At 44.8% G+C, this 25,745-nt stretch carries 30 protein-coding genes and 1 pseudogene; all 31 read left to right on the top strand.

Going from position 1 to position 25,745, the window contains the following annotated elements:
* The first annotated feature begins 10 nt into the window (after positions 1 to 10).
* The 31 genes and pseudogenes from LACZS1_RS00305 to LACZS1_RS00455 all read left to right on the top strand — a co-directional run bounded on the left by LACZS1_RS00305 (position 11) and on the right by LACZS1_RS00455 (position 25,745).
* Entirely contained in the window at positions 11 to 160 is a 150-nt protein-coding gene (locus tag LACZS1_RS00305; RefSeq protein ID WP_274804334.1) for a hypothetical protein, read from the top strand.
* Positions 147 to 1,265 carry a DNA cytosine methyltransferase gene (locus tag LACZS1_RS00310; protein ID WP_093997716.1) on the top strand — a complete coding sequence of 373 codons (1,119 nt, stop codon included), beginning with the start codon at positions 147 to 149 and terminating at the stop codon, positions 1,263 to 1,265. Before LACZS1_RS00305 ends, LACZS1_RS00310 begins: the two co-directional genes overlap by 14 nt.
* A gap of 37 nt (positions 1,266 to 1,302) precedes the next feature.
* On the top strand, positions 1,303 to 2,004 hold the full coding sequence (locus tag LACZS1_RS00315; protein ID WP_093997715.1) for an N-6 DNA methylase: 702 nt from the start codon (positions 1,303 to 1,305) through the stop codon (positions 2,002 to 2,004).
* Positions 2,001 to 2,126 (top strand): hypothetical protein, encoded by a 126-nt coding sequence (locus LACZS1_RS00320; RefSeq protein WP_269461180.1) that lies wholly within the window; start codon positions 2,001 to 2,003, stop codon positions 2,124 to 2,126. The genes LACZS1_RS00315 and LACZS1_RS00320 overlap by 4 nt, the downstream gene beginning before the upstream one ends.
* Positions 2,123 to 2,656, top strand: coding sequence for a DUF1642 domain-containing protein (locus LACZS1_RS00325; protein ID WP_093997714.1), 534 nt, complete (start codon positions 2,123 to 2,125; stop codon positions 2,654 to 2,656). The genes LACZS1_RS00320 and LACZS1_RS00325 overlap by 4 nt, the downstream gene beginning before the upstream one ends.
* Positions 2,649 to 3,209, top strand: coding sequence for an NUMOD4 domain-containing protein (locus tag LACZS1_RS00330; RefSeq protein WP_093997713.1), 561 nt, complete (start codon positions 2,649 to 2,651; stop codon positions 3,207 to 3,209). The genes LACZS1_RS00325 and LACZS1_RS00330 overlap by 8 nt, the downstream gene beginning before the upstream one ends.
* Positions 3,199 to 3,375, top strand: a complete 177-nt coding sequence (locus LACZS1_RS00335) for a hypothetical protein (RefSeq protein WP_172493397.1) — start codon at positions 3,199 to 3,201, stop codon at positions 3,373 to 3,375. The genes LACZS1_RS00330 and LACZS1_RS00335 overlap by 11 nt, the downstream gene beginning before the upstream one ends.
* Complete coding sequence (locus tag LACZS1_RS00340) at positions 3,362 to 3,571, top strand: hypothetical protein (RefSeq protein WP_093997712.1); 210 nt, start codon at positions 3,362 to 3,364, stop codon at positions 3,569 to 3,571. Before LACZS1_RS00335 ends, LACZS1_RS00340 begins: the two co-directional genes overlap by 14 nt.
* Positions 3,564 to 3,770 carry a hypothetical protein gene (locus tag LACZS1_RS00345; protein ID WP_032798766.1) on the top strand — a complete coding sequence of 69 codons (207 nt, stop codon included), beginning with the start codon at positions 3,564 to 3,566 and terminating at the stop codon, positions 3,768 to 3,770. Before LACZS1_RS00340 ends, LACZS1_RS00345 begins: the two co-directional genes overlap by 8 nt.
* Positions 3,767 to 4,117 (top strand): hypothetical protein, encoded by a 351-nt coding sequence (locus LACZS1_RS00350; RefSeq protein WP_093997711.1) that lies wholly within the window; start codon positions 3,767 to 3,769, stop codon positions 4,115 to 4,117. The genes LACZS1_RS00345 and LACZS1_RS00350 overlap by 4 nt, the downstream gene beginning before the upstream one ends.
* 198 nt (positions 4,118 to 4,315) lie before the next feature.
* Complete coding sequence (locus LACZS1_RS00355; protein WP_093997710.1) at positions 4,316 to 4,534, top strand: helix-turn-helix domain-containing protein; 219 nt, start codon at positions 4,316 to 4,318, stop codon at positions 4,532 to 4,534.
* Between the two features lie 73 nt (positions 4,535 to 4,607).
* On the top strand, positions 4,608 to 5,042 hold the full coding sequence (locus LACZS1_RS00360) for an ArpU family phage packaging/lysis transcriptional regulator (protein WP_032953806.1): 435 nt from the start codon (positions 4,608 to 4,610) through the stop codon (positions 5,040 to 5,042).
* Between the two features lie 309 nt (positions 5,043 to 5,351).
* On the top strand, positions 5,352 to 6,059 hold the full coding sequence (locus tag LACZS1_RS00365) for a hypothetical protein (RefSeq protein WP_093997709.1): 708 nt from the start codon (positions 5,352 to 5,354) through the stop codon (positions 6,057 to 6,059).
* Between the two features lie 521 nt (positions 6,060 to 6,580).
* Positions 6,581 to 6,784, top strand: a pseudogene (locus tag LACZS1_RS00370) (GcrA family cell cycle regulator); the annotation flags it as partial.
* 235 nt (positions 6,785 to 7,019) lie between these two features.
* Positions 7,020 to 7,814, top strand: coding sequence for an HNH endonuclease (locus LACZS1_RS00375; protein WP_093997707.1), 795 nt, complete (start codon positions 7,020 to 7,022; stop codon positions 7,812 to 7,814).
* Between the two features lie 200 nt (positions 7,815 to 8,014).
* Entirely contained in the window at positions 8,015 to 8,470 is a 456-nt protein-coding gene (locus tag LACZS1_RS00380; protein WP_005712753.1) for a P27 family phage terminase small subunit, read from the top strand.
* 21 nt (positions 8,471 to 8,491) lie between these two features.
* Positions 8,492 to 10,204: a terminase large subunit gene (locus tag LACZS1_RS00385; RefSeq protein ID WP_048487182.1), complete on the top strand. Its 1,713-nt coding sequence runs from the start codon at positions 8,492 to 8,494 to the stop codon at positions 10,202 to 10,204.
* 11 nt (positions 10,205 to 10,215) lie between these two features.
* Positions 10,216 to 10,407, top strand: coding sequence for a hypothetical protein (locus LACZS1_RS00390; protein ID WP_003661399.1), 192 nt, complete (start codon positions 10,216 to 10,218; stop codon positions 10,405 to 10,407).
* 4 nt (positions 10,408 to 10,411) lie between these two features.
* Complete coding sequence (locus tag LACZS1_RS00395) at positions 10,412 to 11,665, top strand: phage portal protein (RefSeq protein ID WP_020752179.1); 1,254 nt, start codon at positions 10,412 to 10,414, stop codon at positions 11,663 to 11,665.
* The gene (locus LACZS1_RS00400; protein ID WP_015764348.1) at positions 11,619 to 12,248 is read left to right on the top strand and encodes an HK97 family phage prohead protease; all 630 of its coding nucleotides are present in this window, start codon (positions 11,619 to 11,621) and stop codon (positions 12,246 to 12,248) included. The genes LACZS1_RS00395 and LACZS1_RS00400 overlap by 47 nt, the downstream gene beginning before the upstream one ends.
* Positions 12,249 to 12,289: 41 nt before the next feature.
* Positions 12,290 to 13,492 carry a phage major capsid protein gene (locus LACZS1_RS00405; RefSeq protein WP_093997706.1) on the top strand — a complete coding sequence of 401 codons (1,203 nt, stop codon included), beginning with the start codon at positions 12,290 to 12,292 and terminating at the stop codon, positions 13,490 to 13,492.
* A 17-nt stretch (positions 13,493 to 13,509) separates the two neighbouring features.
* Positions 13,510 to 13,749, top strand: coding sequence for an Ig-like domain-containing protein (locus LACZS1_RS00410; RefSeq protein ID WP_047676111.1), 240 nt, complete (start codon positions 13,510 to 13,512; stop codon positions 13,747 to 13,749).
* A 10-nt stretch (positions 13,750 to 13,759) separates the two neighbouring features.
* The gene (locus LACZS1_RS00415; protein ID WP_093997705.1) at positions 13,760 to 14,119 is read left to right on the top strand and encodes a head-tail connector protein; all 360 of its coding nucleotides are present in this window, start codon (positions 13,760 to 13,762) and stop codon (positions 14,117 to 14,119) included.
* Positions 14,109 to 14,438, top strand: coding sequence for a head-tail adaptor protein (locus LACZS1_RS00420; protein WP_005686978.1), 330 nt, complete (start codon positions 14,109 to 14,111; stop codon positions 14,436 to 14,438). Before LACZS1_RS00415 ends, LACZS1_RS00420 begins: the two co-directional genes overlap by 11 nt.
* Entirely contained in the window at positions 14,438 to 14,824 is a 387-nt protein-coding gene (locus tag LACZS1_RS00425; protein WP_015764352.1) for an HK97-gp10 family putative phage morphogenesis protein, read from the top strand. Before LACZS1_RS00420 ends, LACZS1_RS00425 begins: the two co-directional genes overlap by 1 nt.
* Positions 14,824 to 15,210, top strand: a complete 387-nt coding sequence (locus LACZS1_RS00430; protein WP_093997704.1) for a phage tail protein — start codon at positions 14,824 to 14,826, stop codon at positions 15,208 to 15,210. Before LACZS1_RS00425 ends, LACZS1_RS00430 begins: the two co-directional genes overlap by 1 nt.
* 33 nt (positions 15,211 to 15,243) lie before the next feature.
* A complete protein-coding gene (locus LACZS1_RS00435; protein ID WP_093997703.1) occupies positions 15,244 to 15,861 on the top strand; it encodes a major tail protein in 618 nt (205 codons plus the stop codon).
* Positions 15,862 to 15,960: 99 nt separating this feature from the next.
* Complete coding sequence (gpG, locus tag LACZS1_RS00440) at positions 15,961 to 16,374, top strand: phage tail assembly chaperone G (RefSeq protein WP_047676100.1); 414 nt, start codon at positions 15,961 to 15,963, stop codon at positions 16,372 to 16,374.
* A gap of 122 nt (positions 16,375 to 16,496) precedes the next feature.
* On the top strand, positions 16,497 to 21,338 hold the full coding sequence (locus LACZS1_RS00445; RefSeq protein WP_093997702.1) for a phage tail tape measure protein: 4,842 nt from the start codon (positions 16,497 to 16,499) through the stop codon (positions 21,336 to 21,338).
* On the top strand, positions 21,339 to 23,291 hold the full coding sequence (locus LACZS1_RS00450) for a distal tail protein Dit (protein ID WP_093997701.1): 1,953 nt from the start codon (positions 21,339 to 21,341) through the stop codon (positions 23,289 to 23,291).
* Positions 23,292 to 25,745, top strand: coding sequence for a phage tail protein (locus LACZS1_RS00455; protein ID WP_093997700.1), 2,454 nt, complete (start codon positions 23,292 to 23,294; stop codon positions 25,743 to 25,745). It abuts the gene before it with no gap.

Consider the following 25,745-nt stretch of genomic DNA (forward strand, 5'->3'; position numbering starts at 1 on the left):
GGGCCAATTAATGAGATCACTAGAGTTATTTGCAGGAATTGGTGGCATCGCATTGGCTGAACAAATGGCTGGAATTGAAGTGGTTGGTTTGTGTGAGTACCCAGATTATCCGCGCATGAGGAAGCAAATAAAAAGGATGTGGGTAAATGAAATTTATTGATATGTTTGCTGGCATTGGTGGCTTTCATCTTGGCATGGAGCAAGCTGGTCATACATGCGTTGGCTGGATTGAATGGGACAAGTTTGCTAGGCAAAGCTATCAGGCTATTTATGATGTGGAAGGGATTTGGAATGCAAGTGATATACGAACAGTTAGAGCTAGTGAGTTACCCAGATCAGACTGCTGGTGCTTCGGCTTTCCATGCCAAGACATCTCAGTCGCCGGTAAGCAAAAAGGATTCACTGCCGGAAAGCGTAGTTCTTTGTTTTTTACAGTTACAGGGCTTATTAGAGACCTCAAAGAAGGAGATAGACCCAGCTACTTACTCATTGAGAACGTTAAAAACTTACTTAGTATTAACCGAGGGTTTGACTTTCTCAAACTTCAAATTGAATTGGACGAAATCGGGTACGATGTCGAGTGGGACGTTATCGACTCGGCCGAAGTCGTCCCTCAGCATCGGGAGCGTATCTTCATTGTCGGACATCTTAGAGGACGACGTACCAGAAAAGTATTTCCTATCGTCCAAGGCGACCGAGAGGCTAATCGCCGGGCAGACGCAACAAATACCCTTACCACCCGTTACGGGGAAGCGCAAGGATCAGGATCGTATGTTGCTGAAAGTGAACCGCCGAAAGTAAAACAGGTGGCCAACCTTATGAATACAGAATGCTTTGGTGGTAATCCACAACCGGGACGCGTTTATGATTCTAGTGGTATTTCGCCGACACTAAGTACGATGCAAGGTGGTGGTCAAGAGCCAAAGATTTTAGTTCATGAAGCAACTAAGAAGGGTTACGACGTTGCTAAATTGGGCGACAGCATTAACTTTTCTCAGCCGAATAGTAAGACCAGACGAGGGCGGGTTGGTCATGGTGTTGCGAATACCTTAACGACTAGCATGGAGCAAGCTACGTTAACGGATAATTTGAAAATTAGAAAGTTGACACCTTTAGAATGCTGGCGATTGCAAGGTTTCCCAGATTGGGCGTTTGAACGTGCTAAGCAAGCTGGATTAAGTGACAGCCAATTATACAAGCAGGCAGGTAATAGTGTAACGGTACCAGTTATTAAAGCAATTGCCGATAGAATGGAAATATTATGATATTTCAAGCAATCGTTCAAATTGAGGATGCGAGAAAATGACAAACAAATTCACAGCAGATGTCGTTCACAAACTGTTAGGTGTTCGTGAGGCACAGCAGGCACCAGCAGCATTGATGAAGATTGTCATGGATCAGCAAAAGCGTAACGAGCTTTTTAAGCAATTTCTAGACGTTAGCACAGACGTATCACATGACTGGTTTTCAGAATATTTCATGAGTGTTCAAGCTGATCGCAAAGACAAGAAACAAGATTTCACTCCGGAAAGTATCAGCAAGCTCGTTAACATGCTCGTTGGATCGAACGACAGTAGTGAGTATTACGAGGTTGCTGCTGGGACTGGCTCAATGATGATTCAGCGATGGCAACAAGACCGTTTGAAGCACAAGCCGTGGAATTATCGGCCAAGCATGTATTTTTACCATCTGGAAGAGCTTGGCGATAGCACGTTGCCGTTTCTAATATTCAATTGTGCCATTCGCGGCATGAACGCAACAATTGTTCATGGTGACAGTCTGACACGTGCTGCTAGACAAGTATATTTCATCCAGAACGATGAAGACGACTATTTGCATTTCAGCACAGTAAATGTGATGCCGCACAGCAAAGACGTTGAACAAGAATTTGATATTCGACAATGGCTAGAACCTGAACAAAGTCACATTGAATCAACAGAGATACCCGCAAGATACAACGAAGCCATTCAGAAATTAGCAGCGGGAAAGGATACCGAGCAATGAAAACAGGAGACGACACGTTCGATGACATCTACATCAGCAAAGACACTGGCAAGGTTGTAGGCGTCATGTACGAAGATGTGGACTACAAACTGGTGCCAGTCAAACAGGAGGACGAAAAATGAGCGAAGAAAAACTGTACGCGGTAAAGAACGATGAAGGCAAATACTTTGACTGTGAATATGCAGAATTTCTGCCATTGTCCGAATCGTATTGTCCGGTTATGGTCAGCGAAGATAATGCTAAGGCTTTTGTTAATGATTATGGTGGCCACGTTGTCGAGCTGATCGAGAAGCCGAATCCAGAGGTGGTCAGCAAGGCGGAAGCCAAAATGCTAGATAAGGCTAAGACGGCCAGCTATCCGGCAAATTATATCAGCATGCACGCTCATCCTGATCCTGGAGCTAACGGCACGTCTTATGATGAACTCCGCCTAATGTGTGCCCTCATCAACGGCTACACTGTGGCAAATGAGAAGAAGTACAACGTCAAGGTGCCACATACCAAAGAGGTTTGGTATTACAAGTCCGGCGATACAGATTTACTGACGATTTGCCCAGCGGATAAAAAACTTCGTGGCAAGTTCACCGAAGCAGAGATCGAACATTACGGCTTGCAAGACTGCGAAAAAATCTGGTGTGATAGCGATGACTGAGAAATGGAGACCAGTAGTTGGATTTGAAGGCTGGTATGAGGTGTCGAGCAAAGGACGAGTTAGATCTATGCCACGAACAATCATTCAGAAATCAGCAGCCGGATCAATTTGTGCCGAGAGACGTGCGGGCAAAATGATGAAGCAACATGAGAATAACTGCGGATATTTGTATGTTGCTTTGTCTAAGCAAGGCAAGCGCAAAGCATACCGGGTGAACCAATTAGTTGCATCGGCGTTTTTTGGACCGTCTGATTTATGGGTCAATCACAAAGATATGAACCGAAAAAACAATCACGTTGAAAATTTGGAATATTGCACGCCGCTATACAACAGACACTACGGAGATGGAATTGAACGTACAGCTGCTAAATTGCGAAAGCCGTTTTATGGGATAAGCCCAAGCGGAAGTAAGGTCACTTTCAATTCTATGAGGCACGCTGCATCAGTAATTGGAACGTCAACTGGGTTTATCAGTGACGCTTTGCATCACGCGAGACAGCACAAAACGTGTAAAGGATGGAAATTATTGGAGGTAACTGACGATGATGAATAAAAACGTGAAGTATGAGTGCCAGAACATGTTCACGCATGAGGTGATCGCAACATTTGACAGTTATGAAAAAGCAGATACGTTTTTAGACGCTGCATATGACTTTTCAGACTGGGAAACAGTGCCGCCAATGACGATTGCTGAGGTGACTGACGATGGCATTCGTTGAGCTTGAAAACGGCGCTTGGATAAACCCTAATTTCATCGAAACCATATTCAAGGTAAACAAAAGTGATACCCAATGGGAAGTTGGCCTTAGTCACGGAGAATTTGACCACATCGAACACATCACTGACGCCGATCGTATTCGCATTCTGAAAAATGCGGGGTTCGTGAAGATCAAGAAGGAGAAGAACGATGAATAAACAAGAAGTGAACCTAAAAAGTGGCGGGAGAGCTTGTTACTTCGTTGCCAAGGTGTCTGATTTTGGGAATGCACACCGTGTATCGCCTATCTACTTCAACCGTGATCGAGCAGTTCTTCAACTCAATTACTTGAAAAAGAAGAACCCTGACGATTCCTATGCAATGTTCGAAACTACCGGCTGGAGGTGCGTGCTATGAGCAATGAGACGAAGCAGGACGTGTTCGATGCGGTTTGGAACCGTCTCGCTAGCTATCAGGTGTTCTTCAATGGTTGGCCTAGGGAAACATTTGATGACTACAAAAAACGTTATGACGCTGCTTTGCCAGATGATCTGCCGGTGATTCCGGAAGCGGTAGGCGATGTGATTGTAAAACTCAAACACAAAAAATTCTCTCTATCCGGAGCGATGAGCTACGCCGCATTAGTTTCTTTATCTCCATGGATGACGTTTGAACATGAGGACACCTTCGCTCTTGCATGGGTGCTAGGTGTTTGGCGCGTTGAGGAAACCGGAGAAATCGTGAAATTGGAGGCGGAGAAATGAAACAGATGATAAACAACATATGGAATATGTCTCCATCAGCGTTGAACATGAATTTGATCATCATATGTGATGTCCTTGCGGCAATTCTGCTGGCATTCCTTCATTGGGTAAATAAGCAGAAATGATGATTGCCGTCATGCTGCTAATCTCAGGTGCTGCAATGTGGATGTGGGCTAACTTGAAAAGGAAGTGAACAGTTTGGATAGTAAACGAGCACTAGCAGAAAATCTCAGACAAAATATTTATGATCTGAATATGACACAAGCCAAATATGCTAAAGACATTGGGATACCCCTTAATACGCTCGAATACGCCGTCTCTGGAAGGGGCAGTGTTTCTCTCAACACCTTAGATAAAATCGCATATGGAGCGGGGATTGATCCATGGGAGCTTATTCGGCCTCATGAAAGCAAATAAAAAGGCGCACCATTACGGCACGCTTATCCCCCAAACTTTTACAAAATTTATTATACCATAAGGAGTGGACGCAGTGGTGCGAGCAACGAGATATTTTAGCCCAATTGATCATGACAAAACAATTGAAAACGCCAAAGAGGTCTTGAGGAACTACTGGCATCACAAGCGGCTCGCTCAACGCACCAAAACAGCGCTCAGAAGCCCCGTGATGGACGGCATGCCCAAGTCACCCAGCTATGGAAATAAAGCCGAGGACAAGCTCGTATCGCACGCTGAAGAGCTTCGATATGTAGCTTGCTGTGAAAAAGCTATTAGATCAGTCGAGTTAGAAAAATACAGAATTATTTTAACCGAAACATACCTTGTTTCCCTAGATAAACGTAAGCCATGGTGGCTAATAGCTGAGGAGCTACACTTGAGCAAATCTGCTTATTATAGAGACTTAAAGGAAGCACTGTTAGCATTTTCTGATTGGTGTGAACTAGTTGAACAGCCCCACAAAATCTAGGTGGGAAAATGTTGGGAATAAGTTGGGAACAGCTGACCATATTTAAGCCTTATTATTGTATTGTGCCAAAGGTGAGAAACCTGAGACACCGCATTTTTCCTCCGAGCCTCAGTGATGATAAAGCTGTGGCAAGGCGTGGCAATGAGGACTGGCTGAGATAGTCAGGCGGGTTCGATTCCCGCATGCCACATTGCGCTATCAAACGTGCACCAGATTGGCCGGCGGAAAACGGCTGCGCAGTGCTCACTTAATCACCTCAATGTAGTATTCCAGTTCATGCTGGAGTACTATTTTTTTGAGGTGATAGCTGTGAAAAAGTATATAAGGGAATTGATTACATTTGCATTAATTTGCATGATCAGCGGAGCAATAGGCAAAGTTAGCCCATTAGGAAAATCAGTATGGGGATTTATGTTTGAAAATATGATTTGGTTTCCTGTGGAGGTTGTGATCACCGTGTTAATATTAGATAAAATAATTGCTGAACGTGATGAAGCTCGCGACCGGCAACGCTTCAACAAGATAACAAGAGAAGCTAATCCAAGACTGATTACCACTTTGAAAACGAACTTAACTGCATTGGTTGTTGATAAAAGCGTATATGACCCACAAAAAAACGACGATGAAACATTTAGAGATGTTTTGAATAATCCCGGCAAATATTTGACTGACAACTTTTTTAACGCAATGCGACTATTTCATTTTATCAATTCAGGTGATCAATATTACAATTTTCAAGGAATCTCATATTACTATTGCTCAATAATGGAAAAGACATTGAGAGAGTATCAAGAGCGCTATATTGCTGTTATGAATGATGATGTTCTTGAAATAACTGTCAAGCTGCAAAATGTTTTACGTAGTGCTGGATTCCTTGACTTCCCTGTGCCCAGTATGTGGACAGTGAAATCTAATTGGAAAGTAGCAGATGGCACTATGGCTGATACGATTCATGAATTGTTTGAGCTGACCGAAACTTTAAGTAAGACGTTCGAAAAGATATCTATTCAGAATTAAACCAATGTATTAAGCACTCTGCAAAACGGTGAGGTGCTATTTTTGTGCAACAAAAAGGCCCTCTGAGCGATTAACTGAGGGCCTAGCTACCGGTGTTTACTGAGGTGAAACAACGGTACCGGAAAAGAGTATAACACATGTAGCAATAAATCGGATTAAAAAAGCCCTCAGAGACCAGTCCAAGAGCCAAAAGAATGAAAAAACGAAATACTTGTGTGAGCAGCAGCGATTGACTTGGAGGAGAAAAGGCGCTGCTCACGCATATATATTAGCACATTCCTTATAGAAGATACAAAAATAGCCCTCGGTTGGGGGCCGAGAGCCTAAAGATAGGGTATTACAGAGGAGTGAAAATGAGTATCTGTTGGGAACAATTTAATTCTAACTCATCGAATTTTTTTAAGCAACAAAAAAGCTTTCGGGGCCGAATCCGAGGGCTTAAGAACTCGGGAAGTTCTTCATGAGAATGTGAGCAGCGTCATCAAACTGCTCACGGTCATTATATTTCAGGAGGCGAGTAGATGCAATGGACAGATGAACAGATCGGTGACATTAGGAAGCTCGCCTCTGAAGGCTTTACTAGACGAGAAACGGCCGACAAGCTCGGAATTAGCTACGACGCGCTTCAAGGTAAAGCAAGACGGCTTGGCATCGAGTTCCAAAAGCCATTGAAGAATGAATACGATTCAGACGGCACACATGATGAATGGTGCGACTTGCGGGTTGACAAGATCAAACAATACACGGAGGCAATTTAGCATGTGCAATTTTTTATTACTGCTCACACTAATATTCGTGCTGGCTAAGCTATTCGGCTTGATTGCATGGAGTTGGATGCTAGTATTCATGCCGCTAATAGTTATGATTACTGTGGTAACACTGCTTATCGGATTGGCAATCGTCATCGGATTACATGAGGAGTGATGGGCATGACTAACACATCGTATACGGGAGATGCCCATGCCGAGTAAGAAGCTCGCCTTTATAAATGGAAGACCACAATTGGTTGATGCCAATGCTCGTGTTAGATCGGAGGCGGATAGGCAGTACAACCGTGTGCGAAATGAGCAGCAGTCGGACTACCTTAAGTTCTATCACAGTAATGAATGGAAGCAGCTACGTGATCAGATATTGATTAGAGACAACAGTTTATGCCAACGCTGTGGCTTGCAAGCCTCATTAGTTGATCATATTGTTCCAAGCGAAGATGACTGGGAAGACCGCACGAATGCGGATAACCTGCAGGCTTTATGCAGGGACTGCCACTACTGGAAGACGAGACGTGAGACAACCAAGCGTAAGAAGGGACAACATCGAGCCATGAAGATTACAGTAATCGTTGGCTATCCAGCAAGTGGCAAGTCAACGTACGTCAAGCGACATCAAGGACAGCATGACCTCGTCTATGATTACGACCATATCATGACGGCGTTAACAGGCCTGCCATTACATCAGGGCAATATAGACGCCAATGATTATGTGCAGCTAATCTATGAGCTGATACTGCGGAAGCTTAAAGCAGAGCAGTCCTTTGACCATGTGTGGTTAGTCATGACATATCCAGATGAGAAGCTAGAATCGTTGCTTGCTAGTCGAGATGTCGAACACATACTCATTGACACTGATCGTGACACATGCATGCAGAGACTATCCAAGCAAGGTCGAGATGTGAGTCAACTCATCAAAGCGATGAACAAACTTGACGAAATGAAATCAGAAAACAAATTTGCAAAATTCAAGAAAATAAAAAATTAAAAAACAAATTTTCGATAATTTATCGGGCGACTACACGGGCTGGAAACGGCTAGACCCCCCTTCCATTTTTATCGGGGGTTACATTTCTTGGAACAGAAGAACGGTCAGCCTCTTTTTTGCACCCCAAATTGTAACGATTTTTAAGGCGGCAGGGGTAAACTCAGCCCATTTTATATAGATATTAGGAGGTGAAGTGGGAAATGGCTGGAAAATACAAAGTGTTGCAAATGTCTAAGGGTGATTTGACCAAAGAACGGCAAGAAGCCAAGCTACATGCGGAATTAATGGCCAAAGATGGCATTCCAAAACTTCAGGTAACACCGCCTAATCATCTTGACCCAGTCGCAAAACAAGAATACAAGCGAATCATCGAATCTTTGGGGACCTTACCACTTAGAAATCTCGATCGCGCCGAGTTGGAAAACTATTGTACATGGTATTCGGTTTACAAAAACACATCGGTCAACATGAAATTGGCTTTAAAGAATGGAGATCAAGATGAATATTATGCGTACATTAGCACCTTGAATAAAGCCACAGCAAATATTAAAAGTCTAGCCAGTGATCTTGGCCTTAATGTCAACAGCCGGATGCAGATGAGCATGCCTAAGACCGAAGCACAGAAGAACGATTCAATCATTGATACTTTTGGCTAGACGCGATGGAGGTGATGCTGGTTGTCAAAATTTAAAGATCCAATGCCTAATTTTATAAAACGTGTGCTGGACGGTCGTCTTATTACTTCTAATGCAGTTAATCTCGCGGTGAAACGGCATCAAGAAGACTTGAAACGAACAGATTGGCGATGGCGTTATGATCCAAATCTAGCGGGAAAGGCTGTTAAATTTATGGAAATTCTGCCAGAACCAAAAAGTGGGAAACCACAACCATTAGCACCGTTTCAAAAATTCATTATTGGCAGTATATATGGCTGGGTTGACAAAGATGATCCAAATATAAGGCGATTTACCGATGTGTTCATTTCGATGGCACGAAAAAACGGTAAGTCGCTTTTGATTTCTGGAGTCATTCTGTATGAATTTCTGTTCGGAAAGAATCCAGCCAACAAACGGCAATTATATACCGCTGCTAATGATCGCAAGCAGGCCGGCATTGTATTCGGAATGGTTAAAGACCGACTACGTGCGCTCATGCGGAAAGACCCTGGTATCAAACGAATGGTTAAGATTACGCGAGATGAACTTGTCAATTTAGACGACGGATCAACAATTCGTTCGTTCTCTCGTGATACAGGACTTGTCGATGGCTATGAACCCCATGTTGCGGTGGTTGACGAATATGCCAACGCTAAAACAACAGATATGATTGAAACCCTTGCCTCAGGTCAGGTGTTACTGCCTAGTTATCTGACGTTCATCATTTCAACGGCTGGATTCGACATGAACGTGCCGATGTTTCAACAAAATTATCCATATGCAAAAAAGGTGTTGTCCGGTGAAGAAACGGCAGAACGCTATTTTGCATTCATTGCTGAACAAGACAACGTACAAGAGGTTGATGACCCCAATTCTTGGATTAAATCGAATCCGCTACTTGACGTTGATATTGTGCATGATCAGATCACCGACTATTTGACCACAAAGCTATCTCAAGCACGTGCTGATGGCAGTTTAAATGCAAAACTGGTCAAGAATTTCAACATTTGGCGGCAAGCGACTGAAGATAGTTATTTAGACTTCGATGCTTGGAAGGATGCTGAATTGAGTGAAAAGCCTGATATTCGCGGCAAAAGAGCTTGGATTGGTATTGATGTTGGTCGTACAAGCGACCTTTTTGCCATTACTTGGTTAATCCCGCAAGAAGGCTGGTGGTGGCTCGATGGTTATGCATTTGTCGCTTCTAAAGGCGGAATTGATAACAAAATCAAGACGGATCGGATTGACTACTTGGCTGCTGAACAACACGGCGAAGGAGAGATCAGCAGCTTAGAGTCAGGTATCATCGACAACGATCGGGTATATGAATGGCTCGAAGACTTCATTGAACGTAATGACTTAGATGTTCAAGGTATCATGTACGACCCTTATCAATTTGGACCAATGCTAACGGCAATTGAGAAGAATCATCCTGAGTGGCCGATGGTACAGGTACGACAAGGAACGCTGACACTGTCAATGCCAACTAAGCAGTTCCGCGATGATGTTATAGGCGGTCGCATAAAGCATTCAGATAATCGCATTATGCAGGCCGCCGCAATGAACGCGGTTCTAATGTCTGACAACAACGGCGTCCGTATTAATAAGAATAAGTATGCTAACAAAATAGACATGATTGATGCCACGCTTGATGCTTATGCCATCGCGTTCAAGGAAGACTTGGACAACTACTTGGACGATGAGCGTGTCTTCAGCGATGATTTTGGCTTCTAGGAGGTGAGAACGTGAATGGAAAACTAGCTAACTTTTTTAGAATTCTTGGCGCAAATATGGCTGGAATTGCCACTGTTTTAGGCTTCATTTTAGCTGGATATGGGGCTTTTTTGATCAATAGGCCTACTGGATTCATGGTTTGCGGCGGATTGTTGTTTGTTCTCGCCTTTATTCTGTTGCTTCCTGATAACGAAGGGAGGTGATTGAATGAAGCTATTTCGAGGACTTGCAACAGAAGCAGATCCCCATTGGGCTGATAATTTGCTTGATTCAGGGGTGATTCCGTCATTTCGTGGGGCTTATCTTGGGATTTCAGCGTTACGCAACTCTGATGTGCTAACAGCAGTATCAATTGTCGCTGGTGACGTCAGCCGGTTCCCGTTAGTGATTACTGACAGCTCAACCGATGAAGTGATAGACTTGTCTGACATTGATTATCTGATGAACACAAAGGTTAACAAACGTTTATCAGCATATCAGTGGAAATTTTCCATGATGGTCAATGCAATTTTGACTGGCAATGCTTATTCGCGGATTGTGCGCGATCCGATAACCAACGAACCAGCTATGTTTGAGTTCTATGCCCCATCACAGACGCAGGTGGACACAAGCGATCCCGAGAATCTTGTCTATCGATTCACACCATACAACGCAAGTGTTCAAAAAGTTTGCAGTTTTGAGGATGTTATTCATTGGAAGTTCTTTTCATATGACACCATCATGGGCCGCTCGCCGCTACTTTCCTTAGGTGATGAGATTGGACTTCAAGAATCCGGTGTTTCCACGCTTCAAAAGTTCTTCAAGAGCGGATTGAAAGGCTCAATTATCAAAGCAAAAGAGAGCCGCCTATCTGCCGAAGCACGCCAGAAGATTCGTGAAGATTTTGAAAGGGCACAGGCAGGTGCTGATGCTGGATCGCCAATTATAGTTGACGCGACGATGGATTATCAGCCGTTGGAAGTTGATACCAACGTTCTTAATCTGATTAACAGCAATAACTATTCAACAGCGCAGATTGCGAAGGCTTTACGGGTGCCAGCGTATCGATTAGCCCAAAATAGTCCCAATCAGTCAGTTAAGCAGCTTGCTGATGACTATATTCGCAATGATCTTCCATTTTACTTTGAACCGATTACAAGCGAGTTTGAACTAAAGTTGCTTGATGACAACCAGCGCCATCAGTATCGCATTGGCTTTGACACAAAATCAGTAAACGGATTGCCGATTGCTGACGTCAATACAGCAGTTAATGGCGGACTGTGGACTGGAAACGAGGGACGTGCGGAGCTTGGAAAGAAACCGTTAAAAGACCCGAACATGGATCGTATTCAGTCGACACTTAACACAGTGTTCCTTGATCAAAAGGAAGCATATCAAGCTGAACACGCATCGCAATTGAAGGGAGGTGATGCTAATGACAAAGGAGCTGCGAATGACAGCGACACCCATGCAAATTCGTGATGGGGATGAGAAACATCCAACTGTCATCGAAGGTTATGCGCTTAAATTTGACCGGAAATCTGAAATCATGGGCGGCGGTGAATTTAGTTTTCGTGAGCACATTGACCGCCATGCGCTCGACAATGCTGATATGAGCAATGTCGTGGCGCTATTTAACCATGATCAAAACCAAGTGTTAGGCCGCACTGGCGTTAATTTGGAACTGACCATTGACGACACTGGACTTAAGTACACTCTGACGCCACCAGATACACAACTCGGTCGTGACTTACTAGAAAACGTCCGGCAAGGGATTATCAGTCAGTCAAGCTTTGCATTTACGATTGCGCCAGACAAAGACGCGCAAAAGTGGCAAAAGTCAAGCGAACGAGGGGTTAAATACGAGCGCACAATCAACAACATTGATCATCTGTTTGATGTTTCGCCGGTGACAACACCTGCTTATCCAGACACTGAGGTAAAGGTCGGAGCACGATCGTTGGAACAGATAAAAGCGCTAGATCAGCCGCCAGAATGGGAACTTAAGCGGCGCAAGATGCTTTATCAACTGAATAAAGAGGAATTGCTCAAGGGCATCGAATAATCGGTGCCTATTTTTGTACAAAAAACAAGGAGGGTCACTAGATGACTTTAGATGAAAAATTAGCTGCTGTTAAAAAACAGCTTGATGAAAAGCGTTCAGCGTTGCCAGCTATGAAGACAGAACTTCGTTCTTTACTTGAAGGTGAAGATTCCGAGGAAAACCTGAAGAAGGCAGAAGGCGTTCGTGCCAAATATGATAAGGCAGATAAAGAGATCAAAGATCTTGAAGAAAAGCGTGACTTATATGAGGCTGCGTTGAAAGGCAATGAACAGCCAAGCGACAAGAAGAAACGGAAACCTGAACAGCAGAATTATCGCACCGCTATGAATGCCTATCTTCACAGCCGTGGCCGTAACACAGAAGGCATTGATTTTGAAAAGACAGACGTTGGTACCTTTGCGGTTTTGCGTGCTGATCCTACTGATGCCAGTGATGCAGTTAACGCTGGGGTTAAGTCTGTTGACGCGAAGGAGACAATTCCTGATACCATCGTCAATACGCCACAGCGTGAATTGCAGACAGTGGTCGACCTGAAACCATTCACTAATGTCTTCCAAGCCTCCACTCAAAAGGGAACTTATCCAACGGTTGCAAATGCCACTACCAAGATGGCAACCGTTGCTGAACTGGAAAAGAACCCGGCAATGGCTAAGCCTGATTTCAAGCCTGTCAACTGGTCAGTAGACACCTACCGGCAAGCGTTGCCAATTTCGCAGGAATCAATTGATGATTCTGCGATTGATTTGGTCGGCTTGATTGCTCAAAACGCGCAACAAATCAAGGTCAACACGACTAACAGTGCCGTTGCAACTCTGCTGAAGGGATTCACTCCAAAGAGCATTACCTCCGTTGATGATTTGAAGCACATCAACAATGTGGACTTAGATCCGGCATATTCACGTGTCATCATCGCGTCCCAGAGCTTTTACAACTTCTTGGATACGGTGAAGGACGGTAATGGCCGTTACTTGTTGCAAGACAGTATCTTGACCCCGTCTGGCAAGAGCGTTCTTGGTATGCCGATTGTTGTTGTATCTGATGATACTTTGGGTGCAGCAGGCGAAGCACACGCCTTTTTGGGTGACATCAAGCGGGCGATTCTGTTTGCTAACCGCGCAGACTTCATGGTTCGCTGGGTTGACGATCAGATTTACGGACAATTCTTGCAAGCAGGAATGCGCTTTGGTGTATCTGTTGCTGACGAAAAAGCAGGGTACTTCCTCACATATACCCCAAAAGCGTAACGCCTGACGGAGTGACTTTGAGCCAGAAAACGTTCACGGGTGGTGTCGGTGCCACAAAAGATATCACGGTGACAGTCACTCCTGATGGCGCTCCTCAAGCAGTCGAGGCTGTGTCAAGCAATGAAAGCGTCGCTACGGTTGTTAAGAAGTCCGATGGTGTTTACACCATTACCAATCTGGCAGCGGGCACAGCGACAATCACATTTAGCACTAATGGCATCAGCTCAACACTTGCCGTTACTGTTAACGCTGGGTAGGTGATTAATCTTGGCGGATACTACGCTTGACAAAAGCCCACTGACTGATGAACAGTTTCAGGTTCTGAAAATGTACTTGAAAGTTGATCAGACAATCGAAGACCCAATGATTATGCAACTGGTGCATGACGCTTGTGGTGAAATCAGTTCGGCTATTAGTTTTGGATCAAATCCGGAACAATTTCTAAGCAATCCAGAAACTCGGGATCGTTTTTTCACAGCACTTATGAAGCAAGTGAAGGAAGACTATGACTACCGAGGTATGGGTGCTGAAGTCATGCGCTTTCCGTTGCAAACATCAACCACAAATATCATCAATCAGCTTCGCTCAGAATTGCCGGAAGAGGATGGTGATCCTGATGCGAACTAATCGAATGACTGAGAGAATTGCGTTCGTCAGCTATGAGTCAAAAAAGGTTAACGGAGTTCCGGTTGATGGTGTGCTGGTTAAGCATATGACGGTTTGGGCTGAAGTTCCTAAGGTACCAATCAGAGAAGCAAATGATCCACAGACGAAGTTGGGCACTCGCAAAGACAGCCCGACTTTTTTAGTGCGATTTTTGACCGCAGAGGAAATCCAACCAACTTGGAGAATTCAATGGCGTGGTAATGAATATCAAATCACAGGGCTTGATCCTGATTACGATAGGCGCGATCTGACAACGATTACGGCAAAGGCGGTGAGCTGATGGGCGTAAAAGTCACAGGGGATGCTGAACTGCTTGCTAATCTTAACAAGCTCCAATTTGGAGTTGCAAAAGAGGCTCGAGCGGCTGTCCGAGATGGCGCACAAAAGTTTGCCGACAAGCTAAAAAGCAATACGCCTGAGTGGGACGGCGAGACGGATATGAGCGGACATCTGAGAGATGACATCAAGCTTTCAAGTGTCCGTGAAACGAGTGGTGTAACAGAAGTAGACGTTGGATATGGTAAAAATACTGGCTGGCGTGCTCACTTTCCAAACTCGGGCACTTCAATGCAGGACCCGCAACATTTCATTGAGGAAACTCAAGAAGTCATGCGGCCAGTTGTTATCGCTGCTTTCCTAAGCCACTTGAAGGAAGGCGGGATGTAATGGCACCTGAAAAACGTGTTTATGACATCCTGTCAGCCAATTTGGATATTGCTGACAAGGTATATATAGGTACCCCAGACTTCAATAACCAGACAAGCGTAACTCCTGAAAGTCTAGCTCCATGGGTGAGAATCACTTCTTTGCCCGGTGATGCTGCTGATTATGCTGACGATTCTAGAATCCTAGAGTATCCGAAAGTACAAGTAGATTTTTGGGTGGACAAAACGGACTGGGATCAACAAGAAAAAATTGAAACACAGATATATCAAGTACTACATGCGGCTGGCTGGGAAAGGTATTATCGCAACTCCTACGTTGATGGCGATACCCCAGCCCTCCGTATGACAACAGGATACTTTCAGTTTCAAGGACTGCCGATTGGCTAGCCCTTTTTATTTTCCTAAAGGAGGATTTTTAATATGGCAGATACTGCTGTTACAACTAATAAGAAGTTAGCAAAATTTGGGGCTTCGGCCTTTGAATACGGGGTTGTCGGTGATGACGACTTTGTACTAAGCACACGCAAGATTCAAGGCTTATCTAGTGTGAAATTGGATATTAAAACAGAGCAAAAGACGCTGTCCGCTGATGATGGCCCGTACTTGATTCTTTCTGGTGGTATCACAGAAGCAACCGAAACAATCGAAATGTACGATGTGGATTCACAGATGAAGTCTGATTTATTTGGCATTAAGGTTGTTAATGGGGTTGAAGTATATCCAAAGAACCTTAGTCCTAATTACGCCGCGACTTTGTTCCGCACGAAGCTCTCAAATGGTAAATACGTTTGGGTTGGTATGCTCAAGGGAATGTTCTCACTTCCGGGCGTTGATACCAAGACTGTTGACGGCACACCAGATCCGAGCGCTGACAGCATCGAAGGCTCATTCATTCCTCGTGGTGACCAAGACACTGGCAATGTTGTGTTGATTGGTCGTGAAGACAACGATGGATTCGATTTTGATAAGTTCCATGGATATGTTTTCCCTAAGACTGCTGAAGACGCGACTATTACTCCCGCTACACCGGCTTCGTAATTCGCAGATCACACATTAGCTAGAGCCGTTTCTATCATTGTCGCCTTGTAAATGCACAATACGCGAACAGCGGGCGGCTTATACCTAAGGAGATTAAGCATGGCATATCAAATTAAACTAAATATCAAAGGCGAAACTTGCGTGTTCACACGAAATGGAGAGCCAACATTACGTGATACCACGAACGCCTTAAAAGTGCAGCAACAACAGCTGCGCATGCTAAACCGTAAAGATGGCCCTTCAAACGATGATTACGATGAGAACGAGAAAAACTTAGCCAAATTTGCGGTTGATTTCTGGAAAAACCAGTTTACTACCGATGATGTTATTGATGGCTCGTCTATTTCTTTGAAATCGTTGGATTCAATCAATGATGCCATTGGCGATTCTCTAAGCGATGGTGAAGAGAATAAGAAGGACACAGCAAAAAAATCACCGAAGCGGACGTCAAAGAAGCCATTAGCAACCTTGACGACTTCTACAAAGCAAGGCTCTCTGAAGGCTACCGACTAGCTGACGTTGATGCTATGACGCTCCGCGATATTGAAAAACTTAACCAGATTTACGAGGAACGGGAGACCACGATCGACAAGGCCTTTCCGTTCCTTTTCTAGTTCTATGAAAGGAGGTAAAACATGTTAGGAAATCTCGGACAAATTGCGGCCACCGTAAGCTTGAACATTGATCCGTTTCAAGTGAGCCAGCGAGTTTTGAACTCTTCAATTAAAGCAACTGCCGCTGAGTTGCGGGCTCAAGATGCTGCGTTTAAGGGCTCTGAAAAGTCTATCAACAACATGCGTTCAACCTATGACACATTGAGCCGCCAGTCAAAGAACTACCAAGCTCAGCTTCAGAAACAGCGAGAACAGTATGATGAAAATTCGAAAGCGGTTGAAAAACTTAATAAAAGTGAGACTGCATCGCAGGAAGAAATTAATCGTGCTACAAAGCTGCAAGCTAATGCTGCATCACAGTATAATCGGACTGCTGCCGCGGCTGCTCAAAATGAAAATCGAATGGCGGCCTTACGCAAAGAGATTGCGCTGCAAAGCGATAGCTGGACTAAAGTATCAAACGGCGCCTCTAAATTTGCTACTGCTACAGGAAAAATCGGGTCTAAGCTTACAGGTTTTGGCTCTAAGATGACGGCAACTGTCACTGCACCATTAGCTGTTGGCTTTGCAGCAGCTGCAAAATCAGCCATTGATTTCAACAGTCAGATTGATGCTATTGGCCCGCTGCTAACAAATGGCGCAGCCGTCACTGGCAAGTTCAAAGCGCAGCTTAACCAAATGGCTGATGCTTCTAAAAAGTGGTCAGTTCAATATGGTATTTCGACTACTCAGATTAACCAAGGATTGGCCGATTTAGTTCGTGCTGGTTATGATGCTAATCAGTCAATGAAAATGATGCCTGCAATCTTGGACGCATCACGCGCTTCTGGCGATGATTTCAACACCACAATGGATGTCGTCACCTCAACGATGACACAGTTCAATGTCAAGGCGGGTAATGTGTCAAAAGTAACCGATGCCATGACTTATGCAGCTAATGCCACCAAGTCTGGCTTTGGTGATATGGGCGAGGCCATGCAGTACACTGGACAATCAGCAAATGCGGCGGGTATCTCGCTAAATGAAACGGTGGCAGCGATTGGCCTACTATCGAACGCAGGCCTGCAAGGATCAATGGCAGGTACAGCATTCAATGCGATGTTGCAAAAGCTTGCTGGTGCATCCGAAAAGGCCGATTCGCCTATGTCTGCTCTCGGCGTAAATGTGGCAGCTTTCAAAAAAGGCACGATTGGCCTGCCGGAAGTCATCGATCAGGTCACACAAAAAACCAAAGGTATGTCTGACGCTCAAAAGGTTGCCGCAGTTAATGCTGCATTTGGTGAGCGTGGCGGACGTGCTATGCTTGCATTAATGAACCAAGGTAGCTCTGCACTGGTTGATTTGACTAATAAAACTGCTAGTGCTGCTGGGGCAACTAAAAAAGTATCTGATGCCATGGGTAATACCGCTGCTGCGAACTTCAACAAGCTCAAAAGCTCGATTCAAGTCCTTGGCATCGAAATTGGCCAGAACTTACTACCTGCTTTGACACCGATGATTAAAACCGCAACGCAAATGGTGCAAGCGTTCGGAAGGCTAGACTCAGGTACTCAGCAGTCAATCGTTAAGTTTGCACTGTTTGCAGCAGTCATTGGTCCTATCAGTTCTTCTCTTGGCGGGATGTTCAACATCCTTAAAGGCGGTGCCACTGTATTTGCTTCTGTTACGGGAGGCATTGGGCGAGCATCCGCAGCCGCAAAAATTGGCGGGACTGCAATGGATGTGCTCAAGTCTGGGTTTAGTAAGACAGCTTTTGAAGCACTGAAGGTTGCACCTGCAGCGGCTGCGGCAGCAGATGGTGCTTCTGGAATGGGAGCGGCCATGGGCGGAGCCGCAGCGAGCGGAACAGGTTTGCTAGCGGCATTGGGGCCAATCGTCCCAGTTGTTTTAGGTGTGACAGCAGTCGTCGGTGCCGGTGTAGCCATCTGGGAATTGTGGGGCAAAAAGGCTCTTGAGTCTGCTGACAGAACTTCACGATGGGGTACTGATATTGGCGAAGCAGCAGATAGGTCCGCAACTAAGATGCGAGACGCTTCTGGCAAGATCAGTGGTGCTTTCGCTGACACTAACCACACTGTCAAAGAAAATGCCAAAACGATTGCCAACGGTTTTGATGATATTACGAAGGCCGCTAAAGAATCGTCCAAAAATACCCAAACCGCACTCGACAAGTTGGCGAAGCAAGTCGGTGGATCGACTGCTGATCAGATTCGTAAAGACGCAGCAGAAATTAAGAAGGCCGACGATGCACGCATCAAGCAAATTGAGGCTAATGCCAAACAAGCTAAGTCAATTACTGAATCTGCCAGCAAAGAACATGTCGAATTTACTCGAGATCAAATTCAGATTCTGGATAATTTGCGCAAGAGCAGTGCAGCCGAGGCCGTTAAGACGCTTAGAATTTCTGGTACCCAACAAGCGAATGTCTTAAAAGCTATTAATGGCGAAAAGATTCGGATGAGTCAAGCAGCGGCTAAGGAACAGTACAGCCAGATGCAACAGGCATTTGCTGACGAAACTGATACTTATGGCAAACATTATGCTGCCGTTAAAAACTCTGCTGAGTTGAGTACGGCTCAAAAGAATAAAGATCTTGAAAAGCTGGAAAAAGATCATCAAAGCAACATGAGCGTGATTTATGCGGGTGCGATCCAAGCAATGAAAGCGCAAGGACTATCCAACAAGACGATTCAAGAACAACTTCAAACAGAGTTTGGTGCGACGGCGTCTCAAGCTAAAAAAGCAATGAGCGCTTATTCAGAGGCAATGAGTAAGGGTGTAAAAGATAGTAAGCAATTTGCGGCCGCCGTTAATTCCAATATGAGCAAGAGTGTCCAGAAGGCTGGTAACGATTGGAACAACCTTGTACTAGATCCTAAAACTGGTAAAGTTGTCACCAATCTGCCACAAGTTCTAAAGGATACCGCAAGCACGGAAGATGGTTGGAAACGTCTTAAATTTGACCTAAAGAATGCCAAGATTAGCTCAAATGCAAAGCAAATGATTGTCGAGGCGATGGCCTCCACCGACAAGTGGAATTCGCTGACCGTTCAAGAGAAGACAGCTCTAGTGAGGGCATCCGGTCAAAAAGACTTAGCTAACATCATAACCGAGTTTGTTTCATGGAATAAGTTCACGCCAAAAGAACAACAAGCCATCGTCAGTGGAGATTACACACCGCTTGTCAACGCACTAGTTCAAATGGGTTACTGGAATGAATTGAGTCTCAAAGAACAGCAAGCGATCGTTCATGACAAGGCTACTTTGCCACTCATTGATATCTTGACGCAGTCTGGCAAGTGGCAGGGTTTGACACTTAAACAACAAACTGCGTTGATCAATGCCAAGGGTAAAGACGAACTCAAGGACGTCTTATTCAACCTAGGCGTGTGGCAGTCAATCGATCCCAAAGATCAGTACACAACGCTAAAAGCCGTGGGCGAGGGTAAACTCGCTGACATGCTTGACCAGTTGGCCCTGTGGAACAAGATTACTCCGCAGCAAATGCAGGCGGTGGTTAAGGGTGATTATTCATCTCTAGTCACGGCAATTGATGAAGTTAACGGTTGGAACCAACTGACACCTAAGCAGATGCAGATGATTGTGCAAGATAAAGCAACAGCCACCTTGATTCAAGGCATGATTGAAGCACAGTCTTGGAACAGGTTGTCAGTCGAGGCTAAGACGGCACTGATTCAGGCCAAAGGCAAGGAACAGCTTGCTGACGCTGTGGCCAAGTTTGGTTTGTGGAATCAATTACCGTCAAAGACCAAAGAATTATTGGTAAATAATGCTGATGCCCGCGCCAAACTAGTTGAGGCAGGCATTGATGTAGATGCATACGAGGCCAAACACCCGAGACCGAAAGAGTTGACGGCTAACGTCAATGATTTACTGACGAAGACTTCGCAAGCGAAAGGAGATCTAATCTCCTATGATTCTTACAAGCCGGGGATGAAGCAATTCACTGGCGATTCTTCAAATGTCACTCAACATGCTGAACACGGTAAGAGTGAGGTCAATACCTTTAACATGACTAATCCGTTGGCACGTTACTTTACTGGGGATTCCTCAAACGTGACGGCACATGCTGAAAAAGGTAAGGGCGAAGTCAACAGTTTCAATGGAACTAACCCATCAATGCGTTACTTCATGGGTAATGCTTCAAGCGTTGTGGGGGCTGCCGGATCTGGTAAAAACAGTATCGGAAGTTTTAATGGAACAAATCCGGGAGATAAATATTTCAAAGGCCATGATAATACGACAGGACCCGCAAGTGCCGCCAAACGTGCAGTTAGCGCATTTGGTGGGAATGAAGTCATCACGAAGACTTTCAATTTTGTGGCTAATATTTCGGACAGTATTCGGAAGCTTCTTCACTTGCAGCACGGAACTAATGATCTTCGAACGAGTTCACTGGCGATGGTGAACGATGCCCCCGGATCTAACTATCAAGAGCCTATTATCACTCCTAATGGCAACATGTTTATGTTCAAAGAACGAAATGTTGTTTTTCCGCTTGCTCGTCACTCAATGGTTATTCCTGCTGATAAGGCTCGTCGAATGAACATTCCACGTTTTGCTGGTGGTACCACAGACTTCGGAGGTGCTGCTAATAGAATAAACCAATTGAATCCGCAAACCTTTGTTACCAGCATTTATAGTGGTAGCAATAGTCGTGCTGAGGATTTGCTAGCAAGACTGATCGAATTAACAATTTATCAGATTAATCATACACAACGTACTGAAGGCAAAGTAGTGCTTGAAAATAACCGCGAAATCGGCAAATGGTTGTACCCAACAATTAATGAGCTGGATAAGCAAAACACAATCAGAGAAAGACATGGAAGGGGTGTTTATTAATTGGCGAACTTGATATTTGGAGGACGTAAGATTGGGAGTTCCGTTCTGCAGTTTAGTGCTGCTAGGGGAATTACATCAGAGATTGAAAACACTTCCCATTCTGTTGGAATTAGCGATGGTGAGATGCTTATCAATAGTCGTCTTAAGTCTAGAATCATTCCAGTAACTTATGATTTTGTGGCGCTATCTCGTCGTGAATTTGAACGGCAGTTAGCGCCACTACTTTATAGCACTGATGTTCAGAAGCTAATCATTGATGATCGCCCTGATGAATTTTGGTATGCAAAAGTTGACGGTAAGATTGATATGGACCGAGCTTATTTTCTTGGCACTGGTACTATTAATTTTCTGGTTCCCGATGGCATTGCCCACTCGGTAGCCACGAAGACGTTTGACAACATGCCATACAAGGACGTGCCAGTGAATAAGCTGCACAACACTGGGGATGATTGGAATCCTGTCGTATGGAGTCCTGATGGTACGACAACGACTCAGGATGGGATTACAACGGCAACTAATACGAGCAAGTCAGTTATTCAGACTGTTGTTGATCCGAACGATTCAAGCTGGCTTGCTTCCGGAGCAACAGTCACTATTTCAGTGGACGTTAAAGGCCAAGGAAGTATTGGTTTCGGGTATTTTAATGCTAATGGTTGGGAAGACGATAGTCCAACTCAACAAGTAAATTCTGATGAATATATCAGGCTATGTTTCACACGGGTCATCAATTCGGTTCATCTTGATGCCGGCATTCCCAACTTTTCTGTAGATGCTTTTTGCCCAACATCTACGCTTTCTTTTAGACACGTTAAGGCTGATATGGGGCCAACTGCTTCTCCTTGGTCGCCTAACCCAGCGGATCCTGAATACTATACCAACACCATTACGGTACACAATGGCGGTACTTATCCTGTTGAGCCAGTTATTACGGCCACTATGCACGCTGATAATGGCATGGTTGGGCTTGTTAATGATCGCCCGGGCATTCTCCAATTCGGCACGCAAGAAATTGATGGATATACTACCGACGTATCGGAGAAAGGGCTAAACGGAGATTTCTCAGCACCAATATCCGGCACGATATACAATCAATCAGCCACTAACAATCCGAATTGGGGCGGTGATTCAAGCAAACCAAACAAGCAGACTGGATCAATCAATTATGCCAGTGACAGCTACAACGGGCCGCATATGGAACCTGCATATGCTTCAACTGGGACTTATTGGAATGGCCCGGCTGCCAAGATACCAATTACCGCCACAAGCCAAAATACGCGCAACAACAACTTCACTTTGGCCATGATGATCCACTTTGAGACAACAGTGTCCCAATTGGGCCGTATGGAGCTAACACTTGAGGCCGGTGGCAAAGTTCAGTATCAAATGGTGATCACAGACAACAATGCTGTCAAAGACGAGATTCAGGTCGATTGTTATGTTAAAGACCAGCAAGTGGGAACCATGTCACTTGATCGATCGAAATTCACAAATGATAAGTTAATGCAAGCTAGATTGAACAAATTCGGCTCGAGCATTAATTTTGAAGTCTCTCCATGGAATGGCAAAAGTGGTCGTGAAATGACCGTCTCTTTGCCACCTTTGACTCGTCCAGACATGATCAGTGAGAACGTTGAAGCATTTTCCGTTTGGTTTGAACGCAACAACACATGGGGACAAGCTGCGATGAAACTGATTGCGGTTCAATTTGACTGGCAACACGTAAATTGGTGGACAGACATCAAGAATCGGTTTTCAAATGGCGATGTACTGACCATCGATGTTGCCAATGCTAAGACCTATTTGAATGGGTCTGAGAACCGCACTCTTCACACGTTCGGTAATCAATGGGAGCAGTTCAAACTGCCGCCCGGTGATACTGAGATTGCTATCACGCCTTCGAGCTGGGCACAGCCATTTGCGTGTGAGATCGAGATAAGGGAGGCTTGGCTATAAATGGAGTATTATTTTGCAGATCGAAAATTCAATATTTTGGGTGTTGGGTCGACTGATGGCAAAGGCGAATGGCGAATTGACAACGATATAGAAACACAAAGTGTTGACAATCGTCCTGCGGTCGAGCTTTCTCTTGATATTCACTTCACAACTGATCAGGAACAAGCAGTCAATGAGATGGCTAAAGCAACCAACTTCATCATGTATCAAGATGAAGAAGGCAACGCTCACCAAATGGTGATTGAATCGGTTGACCATGATTCACTAGGCCACATTCACTCAATTGTTGCCAGCGATGCTGGTAATGATTTAATTAACGAAACCGTTGGCGCCTTCAAGGCCGACAAACCATATACGATTGCTGAATACATCACAAGGTTTACAAATGATTCTGGCTGGGAGATTGGCATCAACGAATTTCCTGACAATGTTCGAACACTCGAGTGGACTAGTGAAGAATCATCGTTGGCTCGCATTATTTCCGTGGCAAAAGATTTTGATGCAGTGCTTAGTTTTGGCTTTGAGTTTGTTGGAACGAATTTGGTTAAGCATGTCATTAACATTCGGCATGAAACGGCCGGTGACAGCTTGATTTCCTTTGAAATGAATAAGGACATCAACAATATCGTCACGCATCTCGATACCTATGACATGGAAACATCTATCAAGGCTTATGGAGCGGTGCCAGAAAGTACGAATGGATCAACTAATCAGGACCCAATCAACTTGATCGGCTACAAATGGACTGATCCAACGGGACAGTTTGTGCTTGATCAGTACGGGTTCTTGCACGATACCATTGCTGTGCAGAAATATTCACGTTTGTTAAGCAACAGCAACCCTAACCCAACACAGTCTGACTGGAATCGGGTTAAAACGTTTGATTCAAAATCGCAGGCGGAACTTTTGCAAGCGGCTTTGGCAGACTTGAAAAAGTATAACCACCCAAACGAAACGTACGACATTGATTTGGTTAATTCGCCATACGTACCGCTTAATCAAACCGTCCACATTGCCGATGAGAATCAACAGCTATTCCTGTCTGCCAAAGTGTTGAGCATTCAGCGGAGCCGTGCTAACCATTCAGTCCAGTTGACTCTGGGTGAGTTCGCGCACGAGACCGTCAGCTTTGACGAACGGCTCAGCGATCTTGCCAACCAGATGGCCAACATGCCCAAGACAATTCAATACTATCCGTGGGTTCGTTATGCCGATGACAATCAGGGCACTAACATGTCGGCATTCCCAGTCAACAAGAAATACATGGCAGTGGTCTATAGCAACAAGTCGTCCGTACCAAGTGATGACCCCGCTGATTACGCCGGCAAGTGGGCATTGATTCAAGGGCCACAAGGCGGTGACGGCAAAGGAAGCTATACTCACGTTGCATACGCTAACAGCATTGATGGCAAAACGGACTTCTCGACTACTAATGGTAATGGGAAAATGTATCTTGGCATATATGCTGACCAGACCCAAGCTGGTAGCACAGACCCGGCCAAATACTCATGGGCATTGTTCAAAGGTGATACTGGAGAACCTGGCCCTAAAGGCGATCCCGGAAGCAAAGATGTGCCATACACGTACATTCAGCTTGGTACGCCCGCTAGTCCCAAGAAAGGCGATTTGTGGTGGCATGGGACAACACTTAACGATGCCACAGCTTTGCAATACTACGATGGGTCAACTTGGGCTGACCAGAGCATTCAGCAGGCAGTGCTTAGCATCAAAAAGCTACAATCGATTGAGATTGACACATCAAACATCAATTCGCCTGACATTAATTCGCCCTTCAACCATGTTCAGATTGACGGCGCCAAGAGTTCTGGCAATCTTGAACTAAAAAATGCGAATCTAAGTATACTGGGAAACATCGAAGACAATAATGGCAATCCCAATGGTCAATACTACAAATCTCTTTTGAGCCCAAATGGAATGTTCAACTACATCACTACTCCTGATCAAAAGGGAAACATGTCGTCAGTTGCACTCCAACGTGGTGCACTTCAGTTGCAAACGCTGATCAGTGACCCCAGTGCCGCTACAAAAAAATATATTCAATCTGAATTCACTTCGGCAGACAACGTGACATTTTTCTACGTCAATACAACCGCGCTAAGCAACATTGATATTGATTGGGCATATATTTACTACACGCGACGTGGAAATTTGGTGACCGCCAACTTTCAAATTCACACAATAGCTAATCAGTACAATTTCTTGAGGCTCGCAGATATTAGACCCGGTTACAAGCCTTATTTGACAAACAAGATTGTTGCAAGCTGCTTGAGCTTTTCAGATCCGGGACAATCTACAGCTATGTATTCAAGCACGCCAAGTGGAGGAACGGTCGGCTGGTATAGCAACATTTCCAAAGCTTCTGGTAGTTATGGTGGCTCGGTGTCGTATCTAACTCAGGACGATTATCCAACGGGGGACTCGTTTTTTGCTTAA

Source organism: Lacticaseibacillus zeae subsp. silagei, from assembly GCF_030770335.1.
In the GTDB taxonomy this organism is placed as follows: domain Bacteria; phylum Bacillota; class Bacilli; order Lactobacillales; family Lactobacillaceae; genus Lacticaseibacillus; species Lacticaseibacillus zeae.

Bases quoted from the DNA above. Each gene is read 5' to 3' on its own strand.
- LACZS1_RS00380 (WP_005712753.1), top strand. From the start codon at position 8,015: ATGGCTGGAAAATACAAAGTGTTGCAAATGTCTAAGGGTGATTTGACC.
- LACZS1_RS00325 (WP_093997714.1), top strand. From the start codon at position 2,123: ATGAGCGAAGAAAAACTGTACGCGGTAAAGAACGATGAAGGCAAATAC.
- LACZS1_RS00445 (WP_093997702.1), top strand. From the start codon at position 16,497: ATGTTAGGAAATCTCGGACAAATTGCGGCCACCGTAAGCTTGAACATT.
- LACZS1_RS00340 (WP_093997712.1), top strand. From the start codon at position 3,362: ATGGCATTCGTTGAGCTTGAAAACGGCGCTTGGATAAACCCTAATTTC.
- LACZS1_RS00425 (WP_015764352.1), top strand. From the start codon at position 14,438: ATGGGCGTAAAAGTCACAGGGGATGCTGAACTGCTTGCTAATCTTAAC.
- LACZS1_RS00315 (WP_093997715.1), top strand. From the start codon at position 1,303: ATGACAAACAAATTCACAGCAGATGTCGTTCACAAACTGTTAGGTGTT.
- LACZS1_RS00400 (WP_015764348.1), top strand. From the start codon at position 11,619: ATGACAAAGGAGCTGCGAATGACAGCGACACCCATGCAAATTCGTGAT.
- gpG (WP_047676100.1), top strand. From the start codon at position 15,961: ATGGCATATCAAATTAAACTAAATATCAAAGGCGAAACTTGCGTGTTC.
- LACZS1_RS00330 (WP_093997713.1), top strand. From the start codon at position 2,649: ATGACTGAGAAATGGAGACCAGTAGTTGGATTTGAAGGCTGGTATGAG.
- LACZS1_RS00305 (WP_274804334.1), top strand. From the start codon at position 11: ATGAGATCACTAGAGTTATTTGCAGGAATTGGTGGCATCGCATTGGCT.
- LACZS1_RS00455 (WP_093997700.1), top strand. From the start codon at position 23,292: ATGGAGTATTATTTTGCAGATCGAAAATTCAATATTTTGGGTGTTGGG.
- LACZS1_RS00320 (WP_269461180.1), top strand. From the start codon at position 2,001: ATGAAAACAGGAGACGACACGTTCGATGACATCTACATCAGCAAAGAC.
- LACZS1_RS00395 (WP_020752179.1), top strand. From the start codon at position 10,412: ATGAAGCTATTTCGAGGACTTGCAACAGAAGCAGATCCCCATTGGGCT.
- LACZS1_RS00350 (WP_093997711.1), top strand. From the start codon at position 3,767: ATGAGCAATGAGACGAAGCAGGACGTGTTCGATGCGGTTTGGAACCGT.
- LACZS1_RS00435 (WP_093997703.1), top strand. From the start codon at position 15,244: ATGGCAGATACTGCTGTTACAACTAATAAGAAGTTAGCAAAATTTGGG.
- LACZS1_RS00335 (WP_172493397.1), top strand. From the start codon at position 3,199: ATGATGAATAAAAACGTGAAGTATGAGTGCCAGAACATGTTCACGCAT.
- LACZS1_RS00345 (WP_032798766.1), top strand. From the start codon at position 3,564: ATGAATAAACAAGAAGTGAACCTAAAAAGTGGCGGGAGAGCTTGTTAC.
- LACZS1_RS00420 (WP_005686978.1), top strand. From the start codon at position 14,109: ATGCGAACTAATCGAATGACTGAGAGAATTGCGTTCGTCAGCTATGAG.
- LACZS1_RS00405 (WP_093997706.1), top strand. From the start codon at position 12,290: ATGACTTTAGATGAAAAATTAGCTGCTGTTAAAAAACAGCTTGATGAA.
- LACZS1_RS00375 (WP_093997707.1), top strand. From the start codon at position 7,020: ATGCCGAGTAAGAAGCTCGCCTTTATAAATGGAAGACCACAATTGGTT.
- LACZS1_RS00430 (WP_093997704.1), top strand. From the start codon at position 14,824: ATGGCACCTGAAAAACGTGTTTATGACATCCTGTCAGCCAATTTGGAT.
- LACZS1_RS00310 (WP_093997716.1), top strand. From the start codon at position 147: ATGAAATTTATTGATATGTTTGCTGGCATTGGTGGCTTTCATCTTGGC.